Annotated in this window: 25 protein-coding genes; 15 read left to right on the plus strand and 10 right to left on the minus strand. The window is 71.2% G+C overall.

The genetic code is table 11. The annotated features are described in order from the left end of the window. Position 1 precedes the first annotated feature (1 nt). The 3 genes from purL to purS are packed head-to-tail and all read right to left on the minus strand — an operon-like array spanning position 2 to position 3,353. A complete protein-coding gene (gene purL / locus J7E22_RS09305) occupies positions 2-2,383 on the minus strand; it encodes a phosphoribosylformylglycinamidine synthase subunit PurL (RefSeq protein ID WP_308159198.1) in 2,382 nt (793 codons plus the stop codon). 17 nt (positions 2,384-2,400) lie between these two features. Further along, on the minus strand, positions 2,401-3,096 hold the full coding sequence (gene purQ, locus J7E22_RS09310) for a phosphoribosylformylglycinamidine synthase subunit PurQ (RefSeq protein ID WP_214981309.1): 696 nt from the start codon (positions 3,094-3,096) through the stop codon (positions 2,401-2,403). 5 nt (positions 3,097-3,101) lie between these two features. After that, complete coding sequence (purS, locus tag J7E22_RS09315) at positions 3,102-3,353, minus strand: phosphoribosylformylglycinamidine synthase subunit PurS (protein ID WP_214981311.1); 252 nt, start codon at positions 3,351-3,353, stop codon at positions 3,102-3,104. A 190-nt stretch (positions 3,354-3,543) separates the two neighbouring features. Here purS and J7E22_RS09320 point away from each other — a divergent pair, with 190 nt between their 5' ends. Next, positions 3,544-4,152 (plus strand): PadR family transcriptional regulator, encoded by a 609-nt coding sequence (locus J7E22_RS09320; protein WP_214981313.1) that lies wholly within the window; start codon positions 3,544-3,546, stop codon positions 4,150-4,152. Further along, entirely contained in the window at positions 4,149-5,768 is a 1,620-nt protein-coding gene (locus J7E22_RS09325) for a DHA2 family efflux MFS transporter permease subunit (protein WP_214981319.1), read from the plus strand. The genes J7E22_RS09320 and J7E22_RS09325 overlap by 4 nt, the downstream gene beginning before the upstream one ends. Before the next feature lie 461 nt (positions 5,769-6,229). Here J7E22_RS09325 and J7E22_RS09330 read toward each other — a convergent pair whose 3' ends face one another. Beyond that, the gene (locus J7E22_RS09330; RefSeq protein WP_214981326.1) at positions 6,230-7,051 is read right to left on the minus strand and encodes a cytochrome c oxidase assembly protein; all 822 of its coding nucleotides are present in this window, start codon (positions 7,049-7,051) and stop codon (positions 6,230-6,232) included. Between the two features lie 231 nt (positions 7,052-7,282). Between J7E22_RS09330 and J7E22_RS09335 the strand changes: the two genes are divergently transcribed. Continuing rightward, positions 7,283-7,744, plus strand: a complete 462-nt coding sequence (locus tag J7E22_RS09335) for a Fur family transcriptional regulator (RefSeq protein ID WP_214981334.1) — start codon at positions 7,283-7,285, stop codon at positions 7,742-7,744. A gap of 56 nt (positions 7,745-7,800) precedes the next feature. Next, the gene (locus J7E22_RS09340; protein WP_214981336.1) at positions 7,801-9,306 is read left to right on the plus strand and encodes a catalase; all 1,506 of its coding nucleotides are present in this window, start codon (positions 7,801-7,803) and stop codon (positions 9,304-9,306) included. A 146-nt stretch (positions 9,307-9,452) separates the two neighbouring features. On the opposite strand, the gene J7E22_RS09345 is transcribed toward J7E22_RS09340, so the two are convergent. Beyond that, entirely contained in the window at positions 9,453-10,019 is a 567-nt protein-coding gene (locus tag J7E22_RS09345) for a GNAT family N-acetyltransferase (protein WP_214981338.1), read from the minus strand. Positions 10,020-10,113: 94 nt separating this feature from the next. Between J7E22_RS09345 and J7E22_RS09350 the strand changes: the two genes are divergently transcribed. The 5 genes from J7E22_RS09350 (at position 10,114) to J7E22_RS09370 (ending at position 13,717) form a co-directional block, all read left to right on the plus strand. Next, on the plus strand, positions 10,114-10,395 hold the full coding sequence (locus tag J7E22_RS09350) for a hypothetical protein (protein ID WP_214981339.1): 282 nt from the start codon (positions 10,114-10,116) through the stop codon (positions 10,393-10,395). A 133-nt stretch (positions 10,396-10,528) separates the two neighbouring features. Further along, the gene (locus J7E22_RS09355; protein ID WP_214981341.1) at positions 10,529-10,999 is read left to right on the plus strand and encodes a hypothetical protein; all 471 of its coding nucleotides are present in this window, start codon (positions 10,529-10,531) and stop codon (positions 10,997-10,999) included. Then, complete coding sequence (locus tag J7E22_RS09360; protein WP_214981343.1) at positions 10,996-12,039, plus strand: peptidoglycan-binding protein; 1,044 nt, start codon at positions 10,996-10,998, stop codon at positions 12,037-12,039. The genes J7E22_RS09355 and J7E22_RS09360 overlap by 4 nt, the downstream gene beginning before the upstream one ends. Beyond that, positions 12,036-12,653 (plus strand): ATP-binding cassette domain-containing protein, encoded by a 618-nt coding sequence (locus tag J7E22_RS09365; protein WP_214981345.1) that lies wholly within the window; start codon positions 12,036-12,038, stop codon positions 12,651-12,653. The genes J7E22_RS09360 and J7E22_RS09365 overlap by 4 nt, the downstream gene beginning before the upstream one ends. Continuing rightward, the gene (locus J7E22_RS09370) at positions 12,644-13,717 is read left to right on the plus strand and encodes a hypothetical protein (RefSeq protein WP_214981346.1); all 1,074 of its coding nucleotides are present in this window, start codon (positions 12,644-12,646) and stop codon (positions 13,715-13,717) included. Before J7E22_RS09365 ends, J7E22_RS09370 begins: the two co-directional genes overlap by 10 nt. Before the next feature lie 62 nt (positions 13,718-13,779). On the opposite strand, the gene J7E22_RS09375 is transcribed toward J7E22_RS09370, so the two are convergent. Together J7E22_RS09375 and J7E22_RS09380 are read right to left on the minus strand one after the other, a co-directional pair. Then, complete coding sequence (locus J7E22_RS09375; RefSeq protein WP_214981348.1) at positions 13,780-14,664, minus strand: VOC family protein; 885 nt, start codon at positions 14,662-14,664, stop codon at positions 13,780-13,782. A gap of 53 nt (positions 14,665-14,717) precedes the next feature. Then, on the minus strand, positions 14,718-15,500 hold the full coding sequence (locus tag J7E22_RS09380) for an SDR family oxidoreductase (RefSeq protein ID WP_214981350.1): 783 nt from the start codon (positions 15,498-15,500) through the stop codon (positions 14,718-14,720). A gap of 134 nt (positions 15,501-15,634) precedes the next feature. Here J7E22_RS09380 and J7E22_RS09385 point away from each other — a divergent pair, with 134 nt between their 5' ends. The 4 genes from J7E22_RS09385 to J7E22_RS09400 all read left to right on the plus strand — a co-directional run bounded on the left by J7E22_RS09385 (position 15,635) and on the right by J7E22_RS09400 (position 18,635). After that, entirely contained in the window at positions 15,635-16,192 is a 558-nt protein-coding gene (locus tag J7E22_RS09385) for a hypothetical protein (RefSeq protein ID WP_214981351.1), read from the plus strand. After that, the gene (gene lepB / locus J7E22_RS09390; protein WP_214981354.1) at positions 16,189-16,806 is read left to right on the plus strand and encodes a signal peptidase I; all 618 of its coding nucleotides are present in this window, start codon (positions 16,189-16,191) and stop codon (positions 16,804-16,806) included. Before J7E22_RS09385 ends, lepB begins: the two co-directional genes overlap by 4 nt. Before the next feature lie 72 nt (positions 16,807-16,878). Further along, a complete protein-coding gene (locus tag J7E22_RS09395; RefSeq protein WP_214981355.1) occupies positions 16,879-17,709 on the plus strand; it encodes a helix-turn-helix transcriptional regulator in 831 nt (276 codons plus the stop codon). 68 nt (positions 17,710-17,777) lie between these two features. After that, positions 17,778-18,635, plus strand: coding sequence for a helix-turn-helix domain-containing protein (locus J7E22_RS09400; protein ID WP_214981357.1), 858 nt, complete (start codon positions 17,778-17,780; stop codon positions 18,633-18,635). A gap of 37 nt (positions 18,636-18,672) precedes the next feature. Here J7E22_RS09400 and J7E22_RS09405 read toward each other — a convergent pair whose 3' ends face one another. After that, positions 18,673-19,200: a hypothetical protein gene (locus J7E22_RS09405; RefSeq protein WP_214981359.1), complete on the minus strand. Its 528-nt coding sequence runs from the start codon at positions 19,198-19,200 to the stop codon at positions 18,673-18,675. Positions 19,201-19,456: 256 nt separating this feature from the next. Between J7E22_RS09405 and J7E22_RS09410 the strand changes: the two genes are divergently transcribed. Then, the gene (locus tag J7E22_RS09410) at positions 19,457-20,422 is read left to right on the plus strand and encodes an alpha/beta hydrolase (protein ID WP_308159199.1); all 966 of its coding nucleotides are present in this window, start codon (positions 19,457-19,459) and stop codon (positions 20,420-20,422) included. Between the two features lie 24 nt (positions 20,423-20,446). Beyond that, positions 20,447-22,042, plus strand: a complete 1,596-nt coding sequence (locus tag J7E22_RS09415; protein ID WP_214981363.1) for an MFS transporter — start codon at positions 20,447-20,449, stop codon at positions 22,040-22,042. 75 nt (positions 22,043-22,117) lie between these two features. Here J7E22_RS09415 and J7E22_RS09420 read toward each other — a convergent pair whose 3' ends face one another. Then, positions 22,118-22,444: a hypothetical protein gene (locus J7E22_RS09420; RefSeq protein WP_214981365.1), complete on the minus strand. Its 327-nt coding sequence runs from the start codon at positions 22,442-22,444 to the stop codon at positions 22,118-22,120. Between the two features lie 10 nt (positions 22,445-22,454). Beyond that, complete coding sequence (locus J7E22_RS09425) at positions 22,455-23,072, minus strand: response regulator transcription factor (protein ID WP_308159210.1); 618 nt, start codon at positions 23,070-23,072, stop codon at positions 22,455-22,457. Positions 23,073-23,121: the final 49 nt, after the last annotated feature.

Genomic DNA, 23,121 nt, shown 5'->3' on the forward strand with positions numbered 1-23,121 from the left:
GTCAGGCGTCCGAGCGCGGCGAGAACGCCCCGTCGGAGTCGACCGGACCGCGGCCGACGTACCCCTCGGTGACGTCTTCGACCACCACGTCGCCGAAGCGGCTCGGCAGCGTCGCCCCGTGGGTGCCGCGGAGTTCGTCCAGCGACACCTCGAAGGCGCCCTGGACCTCGAGCGAGCTCGACGTCACGTCCGTCACGCCGATGCGCAGGACCGGGAAGCCCCGTCCTGCGCAGAGGCCCTGGAACCGCACGTCGTCCTCGCGCCGGACGGTCACGATGACGCGGCCGGTCGACTCGGAGAACAGCGCGGTGGCGGTGTCGACGCCGTCGCGGGACTCGAGCTCGTCGAGCACGACGCGCGCGCCGATGCCGAAGCGGAGGACCGACTCGGCGAGCGACTGGCCGAGGCCGCCGTCCGCCAGGTCGTGGGCGCTCGTCAGCAGCTGCTCGTTCGCCGCGGCGTGCAGCAGGCCCGCGAGGGCCTTCTCACGCTCGAGGTCGACCGCGGGCGGACGGCCGCCGAGGTGCCCGTGCACGGTGCCGGCCCACGCCGACCCGTCGAGCTCGAGCGAGGTGGTCCCGAGCAGGTAGATGTTGTGGCCGTCGTCCTGCCAGCCGGACGGGACCCGCAGGGCGACGTCCTGGATCACGCCGAGCACACCGACGACCGGCGTCGGGTGGATCGGCGTCGTCCCGGTCTGGTTGTAGAAGGAGACGTTGCCGCCCGTGACCGGGATCCCGAGCTCCATGCAGCCGTCCGCCAGGCCCTCGACGGCCTCGGAGAACTGCCACATGACCTCGGGGTTCTCCGGCGAGCCGAAGTTCAGGCAGTCGGTGACCGCTGCCGGGACGGCACCCGTCACGGCGACGTTGCGGTACGCCTCGGCCAGGGCGAGTCGCGCGCCCTGCTTCGGGTCGAGCTGGCAGTACCGGCCGTTGGCGTCGGTCGCGATGGTGACCCCGAGACCGGTCTCCTCGTCGACGCGGATCATGCCGCCGTCGTCGGGGAAGGAGAGCGCCGTGTTGCCGAGCACGTAGGTGTCGTACTGGTTCGTGACCCAGTTCTTCGACGCGAGGTTCGGCGACCCGAGCAGCTGCAGGAACTGCGCCTTCAGTGCGGGGCCGTCGGCGGGACGCTCGAGCGACGCCGCCGAGTCGGCCTGGAGCGCGTCGATCCACGTCGGGTAGGCGACCGGACGGTCGTAGACGGGGCCGTCGACGGCGACCGTGCGCGGGTCGACGTTCACGATCTCCTGGCCCTGCCAGTCGATCACGAGACGACCGGTGCCGGTGACCTCGCCCAGGACGCTGGTCTCGACCTCCCACTTGCCGACGACGGCGAGGAACTCGTCGAGCTTGTCAGGCCGGACGACCGCCATCATGCGTTCCTGGCTCTCCGACATCAGGATCTCTTCGGCGGTGAGCGTCGGGTCGCGGAGCAGGACGTCGTCGAGCGAGATGTGCATGCCACCGTCGCCGTTGCTCGCGAGTTCGGACGTGGCGCACGAGATGCCCGCCGCGCCGAGGTCCTGGATGCCCTCGACGAGCTCCTTCTGGAAGAGCTCGAGGCAGCACTCGATCAGGACCTTCTCGGCGAACGGGTCGCCCACCTGGACCGCCGGGCGCTTGGTCGGGCCGCCCTCGGTGAAGGTGTCGGACGCCAGGATCGACGCGCCGCCGATGCCGTCACCACCGGTGCGCGCACCGAACAGGACCACCTTGTTGCCCGCACCGGAGGCGTTCGCCAGGTGCAGGTCCTCGTGACGGAGGACCCCGACCGCGAGGGCGTTCACCAGCGGGTTGCCCTGGTACACCGGGTCGAAGTAGGTCTCGCCGCCGATGTTCGGCAGCCCGAGGCAGTTGCCGTAGAAGCTGATGCCGCCGACCACGCCGTGCACGACGCGCGCCGTGTCCTCGTGGTCGATCGCACCGAAGCGCAGCTGGTCCATCACGGCGACCGGGCGGGCACCCATCGAGATGATGTCGCGGACGATGCCGCCCACACCCGTCGCGGCGCCCTGGTACGGCTCGACGAACGACGGGTGGTTGTGTGACTCGACCTTGAAGGTCACCGCCCAACCGTTGCCCACGTCGACGACGCCGGCGTTCTCGCCCATGCCGACCATCAGGTTCTTGGTCATCTCCGGCGTGACCTTCTTGCCGAACTGCCGGAGGTAGTTCTTGCTCGACTTGTACGAGCAGTGCTCCGACCACATGACGGAGTACATCGCGAGCTCACCGGAGGTGGGGCGACGGCCCAGGATCTCCTTGATGCGGGCGTACTCGTCCGGCTTGAGCCCGAGGGCGTCGTACGGCTGTTCCTTGTCCGGGGTCGCAGCGGCGTCCTGGACGGTGTCGGGCTTCGGGCGCACAGAAGTCGTCACGGTGTCGTTGGTTCCTGTCACTTGACGAGCGCGTGCTCGATCACGGAGGTGAAGAAGGTGAGGCCGTCCGTCCCGGAGGCCATGGCGACGCGGGTGTCCGGGCCGAAGCCGGGCTCGGTCGCGTGCTCGGGGTGCGGCATCAGGCCCACGACGTTGCCGCGCTCGTTCGAGACGCCGGCGATGTCGTCGATCGACCCGTTCGGGTTCACGCCGACGTAGCGGAACACCACCTGGCCGTTGTCCTCGATCCGCTTGATCTCGTCGGCGTCGGCGACGAAGCGGCCGTCGGCGTTCTTCAGCGGGATCGTGATCTCTTGCTCGGCCTGAAACCCGGAGGTCCACGCCGTGCCGGTGGTCTCGACGCGGAGCTTCTGGTCGCGACGGATGAACTGCTGGTGCGCGTTGCGGGTGTGCGCGCCGGGGACGAGGCGGGCCTCGGCCAACATCTGGAACCCGTTGCAGATGCCGAGCACGGGCATGCCCTTGCCGGCTGCGTCGATGACCTCCGACATGATCGGGGCCTTCGCGGCGATGGCTCCTGCGCGGAGGTAGTCGCCGTACGAGAACCCACCGGGGAGGATGATCGCGTCGACCCCCTGGAGGTCGTGGTCGCCGTGCCAGAGCGCGACGGGCTGGGCACCGGCGAGACGGACGGCGCGCTGGGCGTCGCGGTCGTCGAGCGAGCCCGGGAACGTGATGACCCCGATGCGCATCCGGGTCACTCGCCTTCGACGGTGACCGAGACGACGTCCTCGATCACGGCGTTCGAGAAGACGTCGGCCGCGATCTCGCGGACCTCGGCCAGGGTGGCGTCGTCGACGGGGCCGTCCACGGACACCTCGAAGCGCTTGCCGATGCGGACGTTGGTCAGGTCGGCCTTGCCGAGACGAGCGAGGGCGTTGCCCACCGCCTTGCCCTGGGGGTCGAGGATCTCGGCCTTCGGCATGACCTCGACGACGATCGTTGGCACGTGTTCACTCCAGCACTTCGGGGGTGGGTGGGACGCGACCAGTCTACGTGGCGCGCGCGACACGCCGGGACCGGTGCGGGCCTCCTGTGGAGAACCGGCGGCGCGCTTGCGCGCACCTGTTCCAATCGGTATATTCCAAGTCGAATAGTCCGCCTGGACCATCTCTCGCATCGACGGCCTGGAGGCTCGGATGGCGTCGCTCACGCCCCTCGCGTTCGCCGCGCTCGACCTCCTCAACGAGGCGCCGATGCACCCCTACGAGATGTTCCAGACGATGGTCCTCCGACAAGAGGAGCGGAACGTCAAGGTCCGCCCGGGCACCCTCTACCACCAGGTCGGTCGGCTCGCCGAACTCGGCCTGGCCGAGGTGGTCGGGACGAACCGTGACGGCAACCGCCCGGAACGGACCACCTACACGATCACGGACGCCGGACGGGCTGCGCTCGCCGACGGGCTGCGACGGATGGTGGCCGTGCCCGCGGACGAGTACCCCGAGTTCCACCTCGCGCTGTCGGTGATCGAGAACCTGCCCCGGCCCGAGGCGGTCGATGCCGTCCGGGCCCGGATCGTCGCGCTGGAGCAGCAGCGCGACGAGTACGACGCGGCGATCGAGGTCGTGCGCGCCAAGGAGCTCTCCGACCGCTACTGGCTCGACGTGTCGTACGTCCGTGCGATGCTCTCGGCGCAGATCGAGTGGCTCAGCACCACCGTCGACCGCATCGACAGCGGCGACATCCCCTGGGACGGCCCGGCCGTCCCGCACCTGACCCCCACGAACAGCAAGGAACGCACTCGATGACCTCCGTGACGCCCACGGCGCACACCGCCGAGAAGAAGCCCTGGCCCGCCCTCTGGGCCCTGGTCGTCGGCTTCTTCATGATCCTGGTCGACTCGACCATCGTGTCGGTCGCGACGCCGACGATCGCCCAGCAGCTCGACGCCGACATCAACGCCGTCATCTGGGTGACGAGCGCCTACCTGCTCGCCTACGCGGTGCCGCTCCTCATCACCGGCCGGCTCGGTGACCGGTTCGGCCCGAAGATCATGTACCAGATCGGCCTCGTGGTCTTCACGCTCGCCAGCCTCTGGTGCGGTCTGTCCGGGTCGATCGAGATGCTGATCGTGGCCCGCGTCGTGCAGGGTCTCGGCGCCGCCATGATGACGCCGCAGACCATGTCCGTGATCACCCGGATGTTCCCGCCGCAGAACCGTGGCGCGGCCATGGGCCTCTGGGGCGCAACCGCCGGCATCGCCTCGCTCGTCGGGCCCATCGCGGGCGGCCTGCTCGTCGACGGCTTCGGCTGGGAGTGGATCTTCTTCGTGAACGTCCCCGTCGGCGTCGTCGCGTTCATCCTCGCGCAGCGCTTCGTGCCGTCCTTCGAGAAGCGGCAGCACAAGTTCGACGTGCTCGGGATCGTGCTCTCCGCGGTCGGCATGTTCCTGCTCGTCTTCGGCATCCAGGAGGGCGAGACCTACAAGTGGGGCACCATCGCCGGGCCGATCTCGGTCTGGTCGTTGATCATCGCCGGGCTCGTCGTGCTCGCCGCCTTCGTCGTGTGGCAGCACTTCCAGAAGTCCGAACCGCTCCTGCCGCTCGTGCTGTTCAAGGACCGGAACTTCACCCTCGCCAACATCGCGATCACCGCGGTCGGTGTCGCGATCTCCTCGTTCGCGCTGCCGCTGATGCTCTGGGCCCAGGACGTCAAGGCGTTCAGCCCGACGCAGGCCGCCCTGCTGCTCGTGCCGATGGCGGTGCTGTCGGCAGCGCTCGCACCACTGGTCGGCAAGAACCTCAACCGGTGGAACCCGCGCTGGGTCGCCGCGTTCGGGCTCGCCTGCTTCTCGGGTGGCCTGTTCTGGTTCGGTGCCCTGGTCGCCGGCAACTCGGGTTGGCAGCTGATCCTGCTGCCGAGCGCGCTGCTCGGTGTCGCGAACGCCTGCATGTGGGGACCGCTCTCGGTCTCCGCGACCCGGAACCTGTCGCCGCAGCTCGCCGGGGCCGGCTCGGGTGTGTACAACACCACGCGGCAGATCGGCGCCGTCCTCGGTTCCGCGGGCATCGCTGCGCTGATCGAGGCCCGGATCGCCGCGAACTTCCCGCAGGGCTCCGGCTCGGGTGGGGGAGCGACGCAGCAGGTGGGGACGCTGCCCGGGTTCCTGCAGAGCCCGTTCTCGGAGGCCATGGGGCAGTCGCTCGTGCTGCCCGCGACGGTGCTGCTGATCGCGATCGTGGCGTCGCTGTTCCTGGCGAAGCCGAAGCAGACCGTCGGCTGGTCGCAGACCGGCTCCATCGCGACCCTGCCCGGCGCGCAGGACGTCGACGGGCCCGCGCACGCTGCCTCGGCCGCGCCGGCGACCCCGGACGAGGAGCTCGCGACGGCCGACCACCGCGGTCGCCACGTGGGCGCCGAGTAGTCCCGCACGCGACAGCGCCCCCGACCACCGCGTGTGGCCGGGGGCGCTGTCGCGTTCGTGCGGGCAGCGCCGCGGGTGGTCGGTGCTGGATGCGGGTGCATGTTCCGACGATGCGCGAGTCGTTCGACGGGTGGTTCGGCGAAGGATGCGCACGCACCGGATGCGGGTGCATGTTCCGACGGTGCGCGAGTCGTTCGACGGGTGGTTCGGCGGATGATGCCCACGCACCGGATGCGGGTGGATGCGCACGCACGCACTGATGCGGGTGCATGTTCCGACGGTGCGCTTGTCGTTCGACGGGTGGTTCGGCGGATGATGCGCATGCGGGGGGGGCGACGGCATCCGCGGCGGTCAGCGGCCGGGGCCGTGCGACAGCGGCGGTGTCGTTCGGGGACCGCGGCCGCCCGCCGCGACCGCCCGCCCGCCGCGACCGCCGCCGGATCGACCCGGACCCGGCGCGCCTACCCGCGGCGCTGCAGGTGCGCCCGGGTGAGCTCGGCCATCTCCTCGTCGGAGAGCTCGTCGACCACCCGGGCCTCGCGGCGGTCGGTGCGCTGCCACCGGATGAACAGCGAGATGAGCACGGGGATGTCCGCGACCTCGGCGATGAACCACAGCAGGTCGCCCGCCAGGTGCTGGTCCTGCAGCGGCGACGGGAACCACGGCTGCCCGACCGCCTGCACGAGGGAACCATCCAGCACGTGGTTCGTGATCCGCAGCACGATGCCGGGGATGGCGTCGAGCATGAGCTCCACGAACGCGAGCAGGAACTCGATCGTCACGAAGGTCGACGTGCGGAGCACCCCGGGCTCGGACAACGGCGCGAGCAGGCCGAAGCCCAGGACGGGCACGAGGACGGTGATCGCCACGGCCCAGACCGGGGACTCCCGGATCGTCGCCGAGAGCGGTGTCAGCAGCACGCAGAACAGGACGAGGGCGACGAGCGGCGACACGATGGCGTTGCCGAGCGCTCGGACGAGACGCGAGTGGAGCGCGGCGTCGGCGGCGCGGGCGAGGCGAGCGGGGCCTCCCGTCCGGAGGAGCGAGACGGGCGCGCCGAGCGCGGCGAACGTGGGGACCGCGAAGAACAGCAGGGCCAACCGCAGCACGAACGCCCACCGGAGCAGTTGGTCGTACCGGCCGACGATGCCGAACTGCAGGATGCCGAACAGGACGAGCGCACCGATGAAGGCGAGGGTGCGCCACCAGGGCCAGCGCGCGCCACGACGAGCGGCACCGACGACCCACCATCCGTAGGAGACCGCGGCGACGGCGAGGAGCACCGCGGCGAGCGGGTCGAACTGCCACGTGCTCCAGAACTCGGATGTCGACGGCGTGGGGTGCCTCCTGCGGATCGTGCTGCACCACCATCCTCAGCCCGTTCGGAGCGCCACTCGACCGGTTCCCGCTGAGAAGCGATTCAGATCCGACCGGGTCGAACACGCGTCAGCCGGTTCGAGTGGACCGTGTAGGGTTGCCTCGTTGTCTTGATCGCTGCAAAAGAAGGGTCGTGCATGGACGCCGATGCCGCTCTGCTGCGATCCTCCGGGCTCCGGGTGACGACGCCTCGACTCGCCGTGCTCCGTGCGACTGCTGCGATGCCGCATTCGACTGCCGACGACCTGGTCACCGCGCTCGCCGCCGAGCTCCCCACCACCAGCCACCAGGCCGTGTACGGGGTGCTCGCCGCGCTCACGGGTGTCGGGCTCGTGCGACGCATCGAACCCGCCGGGAGCCCCGCTCGCTACGAACGGCGGACCGGTGACAACCACCACCACATCGTCTGCACCCTGTGCGGTGCCGTCGAGGACGTCGACTGTGCCGTGGGGCACGCGCCCTGCTTGACGCCGTCTGAGACGCACGGGTTCGCCGTGACCAACGCCGAGGTGACGTACTGGGGCATCTGCGCGCCCTGCGCGGCGGCCGAGCAGGACGACGACGACGGCACACAGACCGCACCCCGCCTGGCGGGGTAGCCAGAGACCAACCCGAGCATCCCTGACCGAACCAACGTTCCACCTGAGGAGGAACCGTGTCCGACCAGAACACGCCCACGACGACCACCAACAGCGGGGCTCCGGTCTCCAGTGACGAGCACTCGATGGGTGTGGGGGCCGACGGCCCCCTCGCCCTCCACGACCACTACCTGGTCGAGAAGCTCGCCCAGTTCAACCGCGAGCGGGTCCCGGAGCGTGTCGTGCACGCGAAGGGCGGGGGCGCCTTCGGCACCTTCACCGTCACGCACGACGTCTCCCGCTACACCCGTGCCGCGTTCCTGCAGCCGGGGCAGCAGACCGAGGTCCTGTCCCGCTTCTCGAGCGTCGCGGGCGAGCAGGGTTCCCCGGACACCTGGCGCGACCCCCGTGGCTTCGCGCTGAAGTTCTACACGAGCGAGGGCAACTACGACCTCGTCGGCAACAACACCCCCGTGTTCTTCATCCGTGACGGCATCAAGTTCCCGGACTTCATCCGTTCGCAGAAGCGCCTGCCGGGCAGCCACCTCCGCAACCACGACATGCAGTGGGACTTCTGGACCCTGTCGCCGGAGTCCGCGCACCAGGTGACGTGGCTCATGGGCGACCGTGGCCTGCCGGCGTCGTGGCGCGAGATGGACGGCTTCGGCTCGCACACCTACCAGTGGATCAACGCCGAGGGCGAGCGCTTCTGGGTGAAGTACCACTTCCAGACGCAGCAGGGCCACAAGACCCTGGCGCAGGAGGACGCCGACCGGATCGCGGGCGAGGACGCCGACTTCCACATCCGTGACCTGTACGAGGCCATCGAGCGTCAGGACTTCCCGCGCTGGAACCTCCGCGTGCAGATCATGCCGTACGCGGACGCTGCGGAGTACCGCTTCAACCCGTTCGACCTGACGAAGGTGTGGCCGAAGGGCGACTACCCGCTCATCGACGTCGGCACGCTCGAGCTCAACCGCAACCCGGAGAACTACTTCGCGCAGATCGAGCAGGCCGTCTTCGCGCCGTCGAACTTCGTCCCCGGCATCGCGGCGAGCCCGGACAAGATGCTCCTGGCGCGCATCTTCAGCTACGCGGACGCCCAGCGCTACCGCGTCGGCACGAACCACGCGCAGCTGCCGGTGAACGCCCCGAAGAACGAGGTGCACTCGTACTCGAAGGACGGCGCCATGCGCTTCGACTTCCAGAAGTCCGAGGTCCCCGTGTACGCGCCGAACTCGCTCGGTGGGGCGCACGCCGCCGCCGGTGCGAGCGACGACGCCCCGGGCTGGGAGTCCGACGGTGTGCTGCAGCGCTCCGCGGCGACGCTCCACCCGGAGGACGACGACTTCGGTCAGGCCGGCACGCTGTACCGCGAGGTGCTCGACGACGCGGCCCGTGAGCGGCTCGTCGGGAACATCGCCGGGCACGTCTCGAAGGTGACCCGCGACGACCTGCGCGAGCGGGTGTTCGCCTACTGGACGAACGTGGACCCGGACCTGGGGGCGCGCGTGCGCGCGGCCGTGGTGCCGAGTGCGCCGGGGTCGAACGAGCACCCAGAGACGGTGGCGGTCGAGGCGTAGGCCCAGATCCAGACAGACGGGAGGCGCGGTGCGAGTTCGACTCGCACCGCGCCTCCTGTCCGTGGTTGCGGGGTGCTGGTGGTCTTGGTCTTGGTCTTGGTCTTGGTCTTGGTCTTGGTGCTCAGCTTGTTCCGGGCTGCTGCTGCCTAGACCTGCTGGCCGTTGAGCCAGATCGGGCCTGTGGGCCAGTCCTCGAGTCGGGCCGCGACCGGCCGGACCATCCAGCCGCCCTGGTCTGTCATCGGGAGTCCAGCGCCCTCCGCGGTGAAGGCGGTGTAGTCCGTGACGACGTCATCGAATACGTGCCAGCCGAGGTTCGCGTAGAACGGCACCCGGTTCTCGCCCGCACCGAGGAAGCCGTACGGCACCGCGAGTCCGTCGAGAACTGCGTGCGCGCGCTCCATGAGTTCACGGCCTTGGCCTGTTCCTTGCAGACGCGGGGAGACGGCGACCAGCCCGGTGTCGCCGACGAGGACGTCCTGGTCGCCGACGGTGATGAACATCCGGCGGATGCCGACGTGCGCCAGGACGACGCCGTCCGCGTCCCGGGCGAGGATCCGGCGCTCGGGCTGCATCCCCGCCCAACTCCGTCCCCCGACGTACCAGTGCGACCAGTCCGGGAACGCCTGCCCCAGCATCGCCGCGATCGCCTCGTGGACGGGGAGCGTCAGTGCGCTCTCCTCGACCACCTCCCACCGGATGTCTTCGCTCACGGACCCATCCTGCCGGACGGCCCTTGCGCCGGGTTCGATTTGCCCGTACGTTAACGGCGATACATCAGTATCGACACCGAAGGGGAGATCGAAGATGATCGGGAACGTCGTGCTCGGGGTGACCGTGCTCGGGACGGTGCTGGCCGGAGGGGTCGCTGTCGATGCGGCCACTGCTCCGGAGGCGAAGGCTGCGGCCCGCTGGGGGCAGATCACGCAGACGCAAGGGAAGAACTACACGGGCTGCGGCAAGGCGCAGCACTTCAACCGGTTCAAGAACGGCACGTTCGCGTGGGGCAACGTCGTCGGAGCGAATGCGTGGTCGAAGCAGAAGCTCTGCTACGCCAACATCTCCCAGTACGGGATGGCTCGGGCCTGACGTGGGGTCGCGACGTCGGTGTGCGACTTCGGTGATGGTGGCGTTCGGTGTCCTGACGCTCGCGTCAGCCTGTGCACCGGAGCAGCCGCGCGAGTCCATCCCGGAGGCGTCGCTAACTGCGGCTGGACCGTGGGTGCCGGAATTCGAAGAGTCGTTGCGGGACGCGAGTCCCTTCGAGACCGCGATCCTGCGGGACGGAGTCATCACTGCGGCCGAGCTCGAGGAGGCGCAGGAGCGCAAGCGTGTGTGCATGCTCGATGCCGGGATCCGTTGGAAGATCTTCGACGATGGGACGTCTGAGGGCGAGCCGGTGGACGGCAGCGCTCTCGGGTCGACCGAGGATGTCAACGCGACCCTGCAGCGCTGCTCTCGACAGTTCGACCGGAGCGTGACCTACCTGTTCAACGAGGTGCGTCGGAACCCGGAGAAGCAGGACGACGCGACCATCACGGTGGCGTGCCTTCGCGACGCCGGGGTCGTCGGTGCGGACTACACCGAACGTCGGTGGCGCGAGGAGAACGACTCCGGGGCGTTCGCGTTCAACCAGTGGGACCCAGCGGCGACGCAGTGTCGGCTCGACCCGCTCGGGCTGTGGCGTCGATGAGGAACGCCGTCTCCGCGACGCTCGTCGCGCTGGGCGCGATCGTCGCCGCGGCGGGGACGGCCGCGGCCCTCGTGGTCGTCCTGCCCGTCGAGCCGCCCGCGTCGCTCCGCACCGCAGTCCCGGTGGGCGTCGTCCAGGCGACGGAGCGGGAGGACGCTGACGAGCGGCAGGTGCAGGTCACGCTGGACACGGGCGCACCGCAGCTCGTCGTGACCAGCCGCGCCGGGACGATCACGAGTTCCGCGTGTTCGACGGCGATGCCGATCCGGAGCGGTGACGTCCTCGCCACGATCGACGGTGCGCCGGTGGTCGCCCTCGCCACCGCTGTGCCGTTGTGGCGCGACCTCGGTCTCGGGGACGCGGGGGACGACGTCGCGGGTCTGCAACGGGAACTCGCACGGCTGGGCGATGGCCTCGCGGCGGACGGGATCCTCGGGCAGCGCACGCTCCAGGCTGCCCGGGCCTTCCTGGTGGCGCGGGGCATCCCGCTCGCGGACCTGCCCGACGACGGCGTCCCCAGGGCTCCGTTCAGTTGGGTGCCCGCCGCCGAGAACACCGTGCAGACCTGCTCGGCGGTCGTGGGGTCCCCGGTCGACGCCGACGGGCGCCTGGTCGCACTGCCGGCCGAGCTCCGGGGTGCCCGCATCGACTCATTCCCCGTGGATCCAGCACCGGGGGCACGGGTGCTGCGGCTCGGCGCCGCCACCGTGCCGGTCGATGCGCGGGGCACGGTGGCGTCCGAGGGGCTCAGGGCGATCGCTGCCCTGCCGGAGTACGACGCCGCGGTCGCGTCGGGCGAGGGGGCACCGACGCTCACCGCGACGTTCGCGCTGGTGACCCCCAGGAGGGTGCAGGTCGTGCCGCCCACGGCGCTGATCGGCATCGCCGGGCCGCACGCGTGCGTGCGATCCGAGGACGGCCGGACCGTGCCCGTCGAGGTGGTCGGGTCGGAGCTCGGGCAGTCGTTCGTCCGGACCCGCGACGAGCGACCGCTCGACCGGGTGCGGTCCGCTGCAGGCCGGGACCGCTCGTGCCGGTGACACTCGCGGGAGTCGGACACACCTGGGCTGACGGCACCGAGGTGTTCTCCGGCCTCGACCAGACGTTCACCGAGGGTACGGTGACGGCGCTCGTCGGCCCGAGTGGCAGCGGGAAGTCGACGCTGCTCGCGATCATCGCGGGGATGCTCAGTCCGACCGTCGGCACTGTGGAGCGACCTGTGCGCTGCCGACCACTGTGGGTGTTCCAGAACCCGCACGGTGTCCCAGGTCGGCGGGCCCTCGACCACGTGGCTCTGCCGATGGTCGCTCGCGGGCTCGACCGTCGGACCGCCGACCTCCGGTCACTCGAGGTCCTCGAGCGCTTCGGACTCGTACACCGGGCGCTCGCGCGGTTCGGCGAGCTGTCGGGCGGCGAGGCCCAGCGGCTGATGCTGGCCCGGGGCATCGCGAGCGCACCCGGGCTGATGCTCGTCGACGAGCCCACGGCGCAGCTCGACCGCAGCACCGCGGCCGAAGTCGATGACGGGATCGCGGCGCTCGCCGCGGGCGGCACCATCGTGGTGGTGGCAACCCACGACGAGCGCACACGGGATGCATGCACCGCCGTGCTCGACCTCGGCGAGCGCGGGAGCGGCAACCTGCGATGCGGTTGACCGAGGTCGTCCGGGAGGCGTGGCGCGACCTCGCCTCTGGTGCCGCGCGTGCCGTGACGAACGCGGTCGTGCTCGCCGTCCTGCTCGGGGTCTGCGCCGGTGGGTGGACGCTCGCGGTCGCCACCGACGTCCGCTCGGCGGCGGACTACGTCGCGAGCGGTGCCGCCACGCTGGTCCAGCAGGCCGAGGGACGGATCGACGCCTCGGCCTGTGCCGCGCTGTCCGCGTCCGACGGCGTGGTGGCGTCCGGAGCGCTCCGCCGGGTCCCGGTGGGTGCCGTCCCCGCCGCGCTCGCCGGATCGAGCCTGCCGACGTACGAGGTGTCGGCCGGGTTCCTCGACGTGCTCAGCACCCGCGGTCGGTCGGGGGTCGTCGGTGTCGTCCCGTCGCGGCAGCTCGCCGACGAGCTCGGCGTCGACCCCGGGGACCGGATCCCGCTCCTCGGCGGTCCCGCTGTCCCGGTGGCTGCCGTGTACGAGTACCCGGACGACGGGCGCGATCCCGACCTGGAGTACGCCCTGCTCGCACCGACCGCGGCCGGCGGTCCGTTCGACGCCTGTTGGGCGACCGTCTGGCCCGAACGAGAGGACGCCGTACAGCTCCTCCGCCGGACCGTGCTGCCGACCTCCGGAGCGGAGGACGAGGCTCGGCCGACGGTGGAGCAGCTCAACCCGCGCGCGGGGACGGCGTTCGTGCCGACCAACCGATCGCCGCCGTGGGTCCCCGTCGGTGCGGCGGGCCTCGCGGGTGCCTCGGTCGGCATCGTCGCGGTGCTGCGACGGCGGCTGTCCCTGGCCTCGGACCTGCACGTCGGGGTCCCACGACGCGCACAGGTGCTCGGTGTCGTGCTCGCGCACCTCGTCTGGGCGTCCGTCGCTGCGGTCGGTGCGCTGGGCATCGCCGTGCTCCCGGTACGCGGGTTGTCCGACGCCGACGCCGTCCCCATCGTCGTCCGAGCGCTGGTCATCGTCGTGGCCGGGGTCGTGGGTGCGCTGCTCGGGGGAGCGGTCACGGCTTCCGGGATCCGCGAGCGGTCCCTCCACCGGTACTTCCGTGCGCGCTGACGCGCTGACGCGCTGACGCGCTGACGCGCTGACGCGCTGACGCGAGCGCCGCTCGCGTCCGGTCAGCCGCGCCCCGGCGCCGTGACCTCGATCCGGTTCGCCCACGGGTCCTCGAACGCGACCGTGCGCCCGTCGTCAACCGTCTGCACCCCGGCGTCCCGCATCCGGGCCTCGAGTGCCCCCAGGTCGTCGACCCCGGGGACCTCGATCCGGACGAGCCCGAGCCCGAGCGCGAGCTGCCGCCGCCCGGCGCCGCGCGAGTTCCACGTGTTCATCGCCATGTGGTGGTGGTACCCGCCCGCCGAGACGAACAGCGCGTCACCCATGCCCGCGGTGGTGGCGAACCCGAGGGTGTCGACGTAGAACTCCTTGGCGGTCCCGACGTCCCCGACGGACAGGTGCACGTGCCCGACCCGTCCCGGGCGCGTGGCCGCGGAGTCGAGGGCGTCCTCGGTCAGGTGGGTGCGGATGAAGTCGTTGGGGTCGAGGAAGATCGTCGCCATGTCGACCATGCCGTGCGTCCACGACCACTCCGTGCGGTCGCGGTCCCAGTAGAGCTCGACGCCGTTGCCCTCCGGATCGGTGCAGTAGAAGGCGTTGCTGACGAGGTGGTCGGCACTCCCGGTGAAGGTCTGCGGGTACTGCGTCGCGATCGAGTACAGCGCGGCGGCGAGGTCGGCCCGGCTGTCGAACAGGATCGCGGTGTGGAACAGCCCCGCCTCGTGCGCGCTCGCATGGGCCAAGCCGGGGGTGTGTTCGAGGATCACGATCGACGTGCTCGTCCCGAGCGGACCGGGGCGACCGAGCACTGCGCGTCCGTGCTCCTGGGACAGCAGCGCGAGCCGGACCCCGTCGCGGTAGTAGGCGATCATCCGGTCGAGGTCCGCGACCCGGAGGGTGACGGCGCCCATGCCGGTGTCGGCGGCGAGGAGGTCCTGCGTCTGCATGTCCTCAGTGTGCGCGCATTTGGTTGACGCGTCAACCAAACGTGCGCGCGGGATCACGCGTGATTCGAGAACCCGCCGTCCGAGTGCAGGACCTGACCGCTGATCCAGCCACCGTCCTCCGAGCACAGGAAGCCGACGAGTGCGGCGGTGTCGGCGGGGGTCCCGAGCCGTCCACCCGGTGTCTCGCTGCGCACCCAGGCCTTCGTCTCGTCGGTCATCCACCCCGTGTCGTTCGGCCCCGGGTTGACGAGGTTCGCGCGCACCCCGAGGTCCGCGAGCTCCTTCGCCGCGCCCAGGACGATCCGGTCGAGGGCGCCCTTCGACGCCCCGTACGGCAGGTTGTACGCGATGTGGTCGCTCGTCAGCGCGATGACGCGGCGCAAGGACCGAGGAGCAGCGTCGTCGGCTCGCTCGAGCGCGGCCTGGTACGCCTGCACGAGCAGGAACGGTGCGCGGGCGTTCACCGCGAAGTGCTGGTCCCAGGCGGCGACGGTGGTGGACCGGAAGTCCGAGTCCACCGATTCGCAGTGGGACAGCACGAGCGCGGTCACGGGAGCGCCCGCCTCGGCTTCGGCGCGGTCGACGAGGGCGGCCGCCTGCTCCGGGTCGGCCAGGTCGACCGGGAGGCGCGACACGCGTGCGCCCGCCGCCTCGCACTCCCGCACGACGGATTCGATCCCGTCCGGGTCCGCGCCACCGCTCACGCGGTCGTCGTACGGGCCCCACCACGAGATGGCGAGGTCCCAGCCATCGGCCGCCAGGCGGGTGGCGAGCGCGGCACCGATCCCGGCGCGGCGACCCACACCGGTCACCAGGGCGAGGGGTCTGTGGGACATGGGACGAGCCTCCAGGATCTGCGACGCGACGCGACGCGACGTGAGGTGAAGTCGCGATGCGTCCACGGCCCAGGATGGCATCGCACCCGGTGTCCTGTCGGCGGCGCACGCCGTCGACGGGCCAGGATGGGCACATGCACGACACGCGACGAGGGCCGGGCAGTCGGCGCGGTCCCCGCGAGCGCCGCGGCCCGCGCGACCTGCCGATCGAGCAGGTCCGGGACCGGATGTCCTCGTACATCTACGGGAACATCACGGTGTTGGCCGTCGCGATCGCGGTGGACCCGGACCAGATCCACCGGGGGACCGCGGTGCTGACCGTGCTCGCGACGGCCATTCTGACCTACCTGGCGCACGTGCTCGCGCACCTGGTCGCGCACGGCTTCGGGCCCGACGGTGACGACGAGCAGAACCGCTCGACGATCGTGTCGATCGTCCGCAACGCCAACCCGATCGCGACCTCTGGGCTGATCCCGGCGGTGCTCTACGCGGCCGCGTGGATCGGGTGGCTGCCGGCGGAGTGGGCACAGATCGCCGCCACGGTGATCCTGGTGGTGCGCATCGGTCTGGTCGGGCCGTTCATGCAGCGCTTCAGTGGGCAGCGTCCGTCGTTCCTCGGGTTGTGGGGCGGCATCGTGCTCGCGGCCGTGGCGTTCGTGATCGGGTTCGTGAAGGTGGTGTTGACGCATTGAGCGAGGCCGAGCCGGCGGCTCCCGAGCGGGCACGCTGGAAGTTCCTGCGAGACCTCGCGATCATCGTGGTCGTCGCGCTCTTCGCGTCGTTCGTGGTGCGGACGTACCTGGTCCGCTCGTTCTTCATCCCGTCGGTGTCGATGGAGCGCACGCTGCTCGTCGGCGACCGCGTGCTCGTCAACGAGCTCGTGCCCGGGGTGGTCCCGGTGCGGCGTGGTGACGTCGTGGTCTTCCGCGACCCGGGCGGCTGGCTCGGACCGGCGCAGGGCGACGACCTCATCAAGCGCGTCATCGGGCTCCCCGGCGACACGGTCTCGTGCTGCGGTGTCGCGGGGGAACTGAGCGTCAACGGGCACCCGGTCCACGAGCCCTACGTGGTGCTGCAGCCCGGGTCTCCGCGGGTCGCCGCCGAGGACTTCTCCGTCACGGTGCCCGAGGGGCGACTCTGGGTGATGGGCGACAACCGCTCGCGCTCTGCGGACTCGCGGATCCACGGGTCCGTGCCGGAGTCGGACGTCGTCGGGCGGGCGTTCGTCACCACCTGGCCGGTGTCGCGGTGGTCGGTCTTGTCCCGGTACGGCGGAGTGTGGGACGCCGTACCGGACCCGTCGTGAGTCGAATGTCGCGTCGTGCAACACAGCGCGGTAGCGTTCGCTGTCCGAACGACGGCGAACGGAGGCAGCGACATGACCGAGACCACGCCCCCGTTCGAGTACCGCACCGGCGGCGACGAATCCCTGTCGATCCACCGCATCGCCACGGGCGGTCGGGAGCGCACCGGCACGATCGGACCCCGGCCGGACCACGTGGTCTTCTGGCTCGCCGATGGTCACGCGGAACTCAGCTCGGACCGCGGGGAGCGGTGGCACGTCCCGGCCGGTGCGCCGGTGATGCTGTCGGCGCCCGTCGCGTACGCGTTCCGCACCGACGCCGACCGGATGACCCTGCTCCACATCACTCCGGCGCTGCTCGGCGAGACCGACGAACCGTCGGAGTTCGTCCAGCCGGACCCCGACGACGTCCGTCTCGAACCTTTGCGGACCCTGCTGCGGGAGGTCGTCGACCGCGTGCTCGACCCCGACCTGCCCGTCCCGGAGCGGCGCGCCCTGAACCGCCGGGTCGCCACCGTCGTCCTGTCGACCTTCACGCCGACCCGACCCGACGTGGAGGACCGGCTGCGCTGCGCGATCCGGTTCGTGCACGAACACGCCGGCGACCCGATCACCGTGGTGGACATCGGCGCCGCGGCGGGCCTCAGCGAGCGCGGGCTGCAGGACCTCTTCCGTCGCCGACTCGCGGTCACGCCCATGCAGTACCTGCGCGAGGTGCGTCTCGACCGCGTCCACGCGGTGCTGTCGGCACCGGGACCCGACGTGGTCACCGTTCGTGAGGTCGCGTGGCGGTGGCAGCTCGCCCACCTCGGCCGGTTCGCCGCGGCGTACCGTGCGCGCTTCGGGGAAGGGCCCAGCCAGACCCTGACGCGCGGCGGTCGTCCGGCCGGCCCCGACGATTTCTGACACGCCCGAAAACGCACCTGAGAACGTTCGTTCTCGACTCTGTTGCGGGTTCCGGCTATCCTGCGGACGTGGAGCCGAAACGGTCAGAGCTCGGGCAGTACCTCCGGGCACGGCGGTCGCTGGTGCAACCCGAGGACGTCGGGCTCGTGCGGGAACCGGGGCGCCGGGTCGACGGGCTGCGCCGTGAAGAGGTCGCGCGCCTCGCGGGGATCAGCCCCGAGTACTACCTGCGCCTCGAGCGCGGACGTGACCACCAGCCGTCCGACCAGGTCCTCTCCGCGATCGCACGGGCACTCCTGCTCGACCACGAGGCCACCCACTACATGCGACGCCTCGCCAACGCGTCGTCCCGTCCCCTCGACGACCACCGCACCGCGCCCGTCGACGACTCGATCCGAGCACTCCTGGACCAGTGGTCGCACACGCCGGCGTTCGTGATGGACCGGAACCAGGACATCGTCCTGTCGAACGCCCTGGCCAGCGCCCTCGGCCCCGGGTACATGGAGCCCGGCGCGAACGTCGTGCTGCAGATCTTCTCCGAGGTGTCGCGACAGCACGCCATGGACTGGGAAGCGACGGCGCGACGGGTCGCCGCAGCCCTGCGCTTGCACGGTGATGCCGAGGACCCCCGGTTGCAGGAGATCGTCGGGACGCTGACGCTGCACGACCCGGACTTCCCCGCGATCTGGGCGCGGCACGACGTCGCGGTGCAACGGACCGGGACGTCACGGCACTGGATCGACCCGTTCGGATGGGTCGATTTCCGGTGGCAGAACCTCGCGATCCCCGGCAGCTCGCACGTGCTCGCGACCTTCTGGGCCGATCCGGGCACCCCGGCCGCCGCGGCGATCGTCTACCTCGCGGCGCAGGTGCAGCAGGGGACCGTGCCGACGAAGCCCGTCACCGGCGAGGCGCTCACCGGCTGAGGAGCCGACCGTCCGGCGCCGACAGAGGCGGTGACGGTCAGACGTCGGCGACCAGCTCGCGCAGCCGGCGCAGTCCCGCCCGAGCCGCATCGTCAACGGGCGCCCACAGCACGACCACGTACTCGTCGTCGCCGTGTCGCCGGAGCTGCTCGAAGCCGAGTGCCAAGCGCCCGACGAGCGGGTTGTCGAACTCGGTCACCCCGCGTCGCTCCGGCACGGCGGACCGCGCGGCCCACTTCGTCGCGAACACCGGGCTCCGCGCCATCAGCTCGCCGAGCAGGTCGCGGAACCGGTCGTCCTCCTCGAAGCGCTCGACCGAGTCCCGGAGCATGCCCACGTTGCGCTCGGCCTGGAGGTCCCAGGAGCCGATCGAGTCCTCCACGAAGGGGTTCAGGAAGGTGAACCGCGCGAGGTTCGTGCCGACCGTGAACGACGCCGTCACCGCGCCCGCCAGCCGGTTCGCCGCCACGACGTCGAGGTACCGGTCCACCACCGCGGCGGGGCTCTCGAGCGCGGTCACGAACTCCTGCAGCGACAGCGTCGTCGCGTCGTCCCCGGGTTCCATGCGGGCCACGGTACCGGTGGCGCCTTCGAGGAGTGGGTCCCCGGCAGGGACCCCGTCACCGTGCCCGCATCGGCCGGGCGTCTGGACAGGGTCGGATCGGCCCCCGGAGGCCACCGCCGCACCCCGATCCGGCCCGACCGGGGGAGCGGGCGGGGTCCCAGGGGGCATGACAGGGACACGCCCTGGTCGGTCGGGTCGCCCTACCGTTGCGACCGACCCACCCGTACCCCCACCGATCACCCACGAGGAGACACCCGTGCCCACCGGCAACCCCAAGAACATCGCCCTCGAGCCCGCCGCCCAGGCGTTCGTCGAGGCCACCGCGAACCCGCCGTACCTGTACCAGCTCACTCCCGAGGAGGGCCGGAAGGCCGTCGACGGCGTGCAGGACGCACCCATCGACAAGCCCGAGATCGACGAGGAGTGGATCACCGTCGAGGGTGGTCCCACCGGCAGCGTCCCCGTCCGCATCGTCAAGCCGAAGGGCGCCACCGGCGTCCTGCCGGTCGTGCTCTACACGCACGGCGCCGGCTGGGTCTTCGGCGACGCACACACCCACGACCGTCTGGTCCGGGACCTGGCCGTCGGGACCGGCGCAGCCGTCGTGTTCCCGGAGTACGACCGTGCGCCCGAGCACCAGTACCCGGTCCAGAACGAGCAGTCCTACGCCGTCGCGCAGTGGGTCGTCCAGCACGGTGCCGAGAAGGACCTCGACGGTTCGCGCCTCGTCATCGCCGGCGACTCGGTCGGCGGCAACATGGCCACCGTCCTGACGATCATGGCGAAGGAGCGCGGGGACGTCACGTTCCGCGGGCAGGCGCTCTTCTACCCGGTCACAAACGCGGCCTTCGACACCGCGTCGTACCAGGAGTTCGCCGAGGGCTACTTCCTCGCCCTCGACGGCATGAAGTGGTTCTGGGACCAGTACACGACCGACGAGGCCGAGCGCGCCCAGATCACCGCGTCGCCGCTCCGTGCCACCGAGGAGCAGCTCGCCGGTCTCCCGCAGGCGCTCGTCATCACGGGCGAGGCCGACGTGCTCCGCGACGAGGGCGAGGCGTACGCGGCCAAGCTCCGCAGCGCCGGCGTCCCCGTCACGGCCGTCCGCTACCAGGGCGTCGTGCACGACTTCGTGATGGTCAACTCCCTGCACGACATGCCGCCGGCCAAGGCCGCGGTCGCGCAGGCGGTTGCCTTCCTGTCGGCGGCGCTCGCAGACTAGCCGCACCCGGACGGGAGGCGTGAGATGACGACGACACCCCCGCAGACGACCGCTCCGCGTGGCGGCGCGCTCGCGCCGCTCGCGATCCCCGTGTTCCGTGCCCTGTGGCTCGCGGTGCTCGTCAGCAACATCGGCAGCTGGATGCAGACCGTCGGTGCGCAGTGGCTGCTCGTCGACGAGCACGCTCCGGCCGTGGTCATCGCGCTCGTGCAGACCGCGTCGAGCCTGCCCGTCCTGCTCATCGGCATCCCCGCCGGCGTCATCGGCGAGTTCGTGGACCGTCGTCGGCTGCTCATCGGGGTCCAGGCGTTCCAGGTCGTCGTCGGGGTCGCACTCACCGTGCTCACCGCGACCGGCGCGATGACCCCCGCGCTGCTGCTGACGGTCACGTTCCTGCTCGGTGCCGCGTCGGCGCTGCAGTTGCCCGCCTACCAGGCGCTCGTGCCGGAGATCGTCCCGCGCGCCGCGATCACCGACGCGTCGGCGTTGAGCTCCGTCGGGGTGAACATCGCCCGCGCGATCGGGCCTGCGCTCGCCGGCATCGTCATCGCGCAGCTCGGCGTGCCGTTCGTCTTCGCCGCGAACGCCGTGTCCTTCGCGCTCTTCCTGGTCGTCCTCGTCGGGTGGCGCGGCTACCAGCGACCCGAGACGCGGGCGGAACCGTTCCTCGACGCCACCCGCGCAGGCCTCCGCTACGTGCTGCACGCAGGCGTCGTCCGGCGGCTGCTCGTCCAGCTCGCCGTGTTCATGGTCCCGGCGAACGCGCTCTGGGCGCTCCTGCCGATCCTCGCCTCCGGTCCCCTCGGGCTGTCGTCCGGCGGCTACGGGCTGCTGCTCGCCGCGGTCGGCATCGGGTCGGTCGGTGGCGCCTTCGTGATGCCCGCCGTCCGCGCCCGGCTCGGCACGGGTGGGACCGTCGCGGTCGCCTCCGCCGTGTTCGGTGTCTCGAACGTGGTCGTCGCGCTCGTCCCGGTGCTGCCCGTCGTCCTCGTGGCGCTCGTCCTGGGCGGTGTCGCGTGGATCGGTGTCGTCACGACGCTCAACGGCACGGTGCAGGCCTTCTTGCCGGCCTGGGTCCGGTCGCGCGGGCTCGCCGTCTACCAGCTCGTGCTCTTCGGCGGCACGGCGATCGGGGCGGCCCTCGCCGGCGCGATCGCGACCGCCGTCGGTGTCGTGCCCGTCCTGGCCGTCGCCGGGGTGATCACCGGACTGAGTGCGCTGCTCGTCGTCGCCTGGCGGTTCCCGGTCCTGACCGACCGGCAGCGTGCGGCCGTGCCGATGCCGCTCGGTGACGTGACCGTGCTGCCCGCCGAGACGACGGGGACCGGGGAGACGCTCGTGCTCGTGCACTGGACGGTCCCGGAGGCTTCGGTGGAGGCCTTCCGGGAGCGTGCCGCGGAGCTCGGACGGAGCCGTCGGCGGACCGGAGCACGCGACTGGAACCTGTACCGCGACCTCGGGTCCGGGCCGGAGGCCTGGGTGGAGGCGTTCCGAGTCGGCTCGTGGCAGGAGCACCTGGCGCAGCACGAGGTCCGGCAGACCGGGGACGACGCCCGGACGCTCGAGGCGGTGCACGCCGTCGTGGGGGAGCCGCGGGTCGAGCACCTCGTCGCTGACTGAGCTCTGCCGCTCCCGGGCACGGGCGGTTCGTCGGCGGTGCGTCGGTGGCGCAGCGACTTCGTCCGGTGGTCGCCGTCAGCACCCGGTCGTCGTGAGCGTGACCTCCGTCACCGTCTCGTTCGTCACGGTCGCCTTCTGCGGGCAGAGCTTCGCGGCACGGACGGTGACCCGGCCGATCGGGACGCCCGCGAACCGTGCGCTGCCGCCCGGGTACACGCGCTGGTGCTCGGAGAGCTTTCCGGTCGAGGCGGCGAACACCTGCACCTCGTACGGGCCGTTCGCCGCGTTCGCGGACACGGCGACGGTGATCTGACCGGTCGGGTCCTGCGCACCGCACCCGCTCACGGCGAGGACGGTGACGGCGGTGAGGACGAGCGAGGGCAGGACACGACGGCGGAACACGACGACAACGCTACGCCGGTCCGAGCAGCCAACCGTTGTCGGCGGCCACACGGAGCGCTTCCGTCGCGTTCCGCGCGGACGTCTTGCCGATCGCGGATGACAAGTGGTTGCGGACCGTCCCCTCGGACAGGTGCAGGGCACCCGCCACGCCCGCGACCGTCGGGGCGGTCCGGAAGGCGATCAGGACGTCCGTCTCGCGAGGCGTCAGGGGAGAGGGACCGGCCGCGAGCGATTCGGCCGCGAGGACGGGATCGACGACCCGGAAGCCGTTCGCCACCCGCCGGACCGCATCGGCGAGCTGTTCCGCCGGGGTGTCCTTCACGACGAAGCCGCGTGCGCCTGCCTCCAGCGCCCGACGCAGGTACCCGGGCCGCCCGAACGTCGTCACGATGAGGGATCGGCATGCGGGCAGGGACCGTGCGAGCTCGGCCGCGGCGGTGAGGCCGTCGGTGCCCGGCATCTCGACGTCGAGCAGCGCGACGTCGGCTCGGGAGGAGCGGGCCGCTTCGAGGACCAGGTCACCCCGATCGACCTGCGCGACGACGTCGATGTCCCGTTCGAGCGAGAGGAGCGAGGCGAGGGCGCCACGGACCAGGGCCTGGTCGTCCGCGATGAGCACCCGGATCACCGACGGTTCCGCTGCGGTGTCCGAGGGGCTTCCGGGGCCGTTCGCGTCA

The sequence above is a fragment of the Curtobacterium sp. ISL-83 genome (assembly GCF_018613895.1).
In the GTDB taxonomy this organism is placed as follows: domain Bacteria; phylum Actinomycetota; class Actinomycetes; order Actinomycetales; family Microbacteriaceae; genus Curtobacterium.

Bases quoted from the DNA above. Each gene is read 5' to 3' on its own strand.
- J7E22_RS09350 (WP_214981339.1), top strand. From the start codon at position 10,114: ATGATCGGGAACGTCGTGCTCGGGGTGACCGTGCTCGGGACGGTGCTG.
- J7E22_RS09395 (WP_214981355.1), top strand. From the start codon at position 16,879: ATGACCGAGACCACGCCCCCGTTCGAGTACCGCACCGGCGGCGACGAA.
- J7E22_RS09380 (WP_214981350.1), bottom strand. From the start codon at position 15,500: ATGTCCCACAGACCCCTCGCCCTGGTGACCGGTGTGGGTCGCCGCGCC.
- J7E22_RS09360 (WP_214981343.1), top strand. From the start codon at position 10,996: ATGAGGAACGCCGTCTCCGCGACGCTCGTCGCGCTGGGCGCGATCGTC.
- J7E22_RS09320 (WP_214981313.1), top strand. From the start codon at position 3,544: ATGGCGTCGCTCACGCCCCTCGCGTTCGCCGCGCTCGACCTCCTCAAC.
- purQ (WP_214981309.1), bottom strand. From the start codon at position 3,096: ATGCGCATCGGGGTCATCACGTTCCCGGGCTCGCTCGACGACCGCGAC.
- J7E22_RS09415 (WP_214981363.1), top strand. From the start codon at position 20,447: ATGACGACGACACCCCCGCAGACGACCGCTCCGCGTGGCGGCGCGCTC.
- J7E22_RS09370 (WP_214981346.1), top strand. From the start codon at position 12,644: ATGCGGTTGACCGAGGTCGTCCGGGAGGCGTGGCGCGACCTCGCCTCT.
- J7E22_RS09335 (WP_214981334.1), top strand. From the start codon at position 7,283: ATGGACGCCGATGCCGCTCTGCTGCGATCCTCCGGGCTCCGGGTGACG.
- J7E22_RS09325 (WP_214981319.1), top strand. From the start codon at position 4,149: ATGACCTCCGTGACGCCCACGGCGCACACCGCCGAGAAGAAGCCCTGG.
- J7E22_RS09385 (WP_214981351.1), top strand. From the start codon at position 15,635: ATGCACGACACGCGACGAGGGCCGGGCAGTCGGCGCGGTCCCCGCGAG.
- J7E22_RS09405 (WP_214981359.1), bottom strand. From the start codon at position 19,200: ATGGAACCCGGGGACGACGCGACGACGCTGTCGCTGCAGGAGTTCGTG.
- J7E22_RS09375 (WP_214981348.1), bottom strand. From the start codon at position 14,664: ATGCAGACGCAGGACCTCCTCGCCGCCGACACCGGCATGGGCGCCGTC.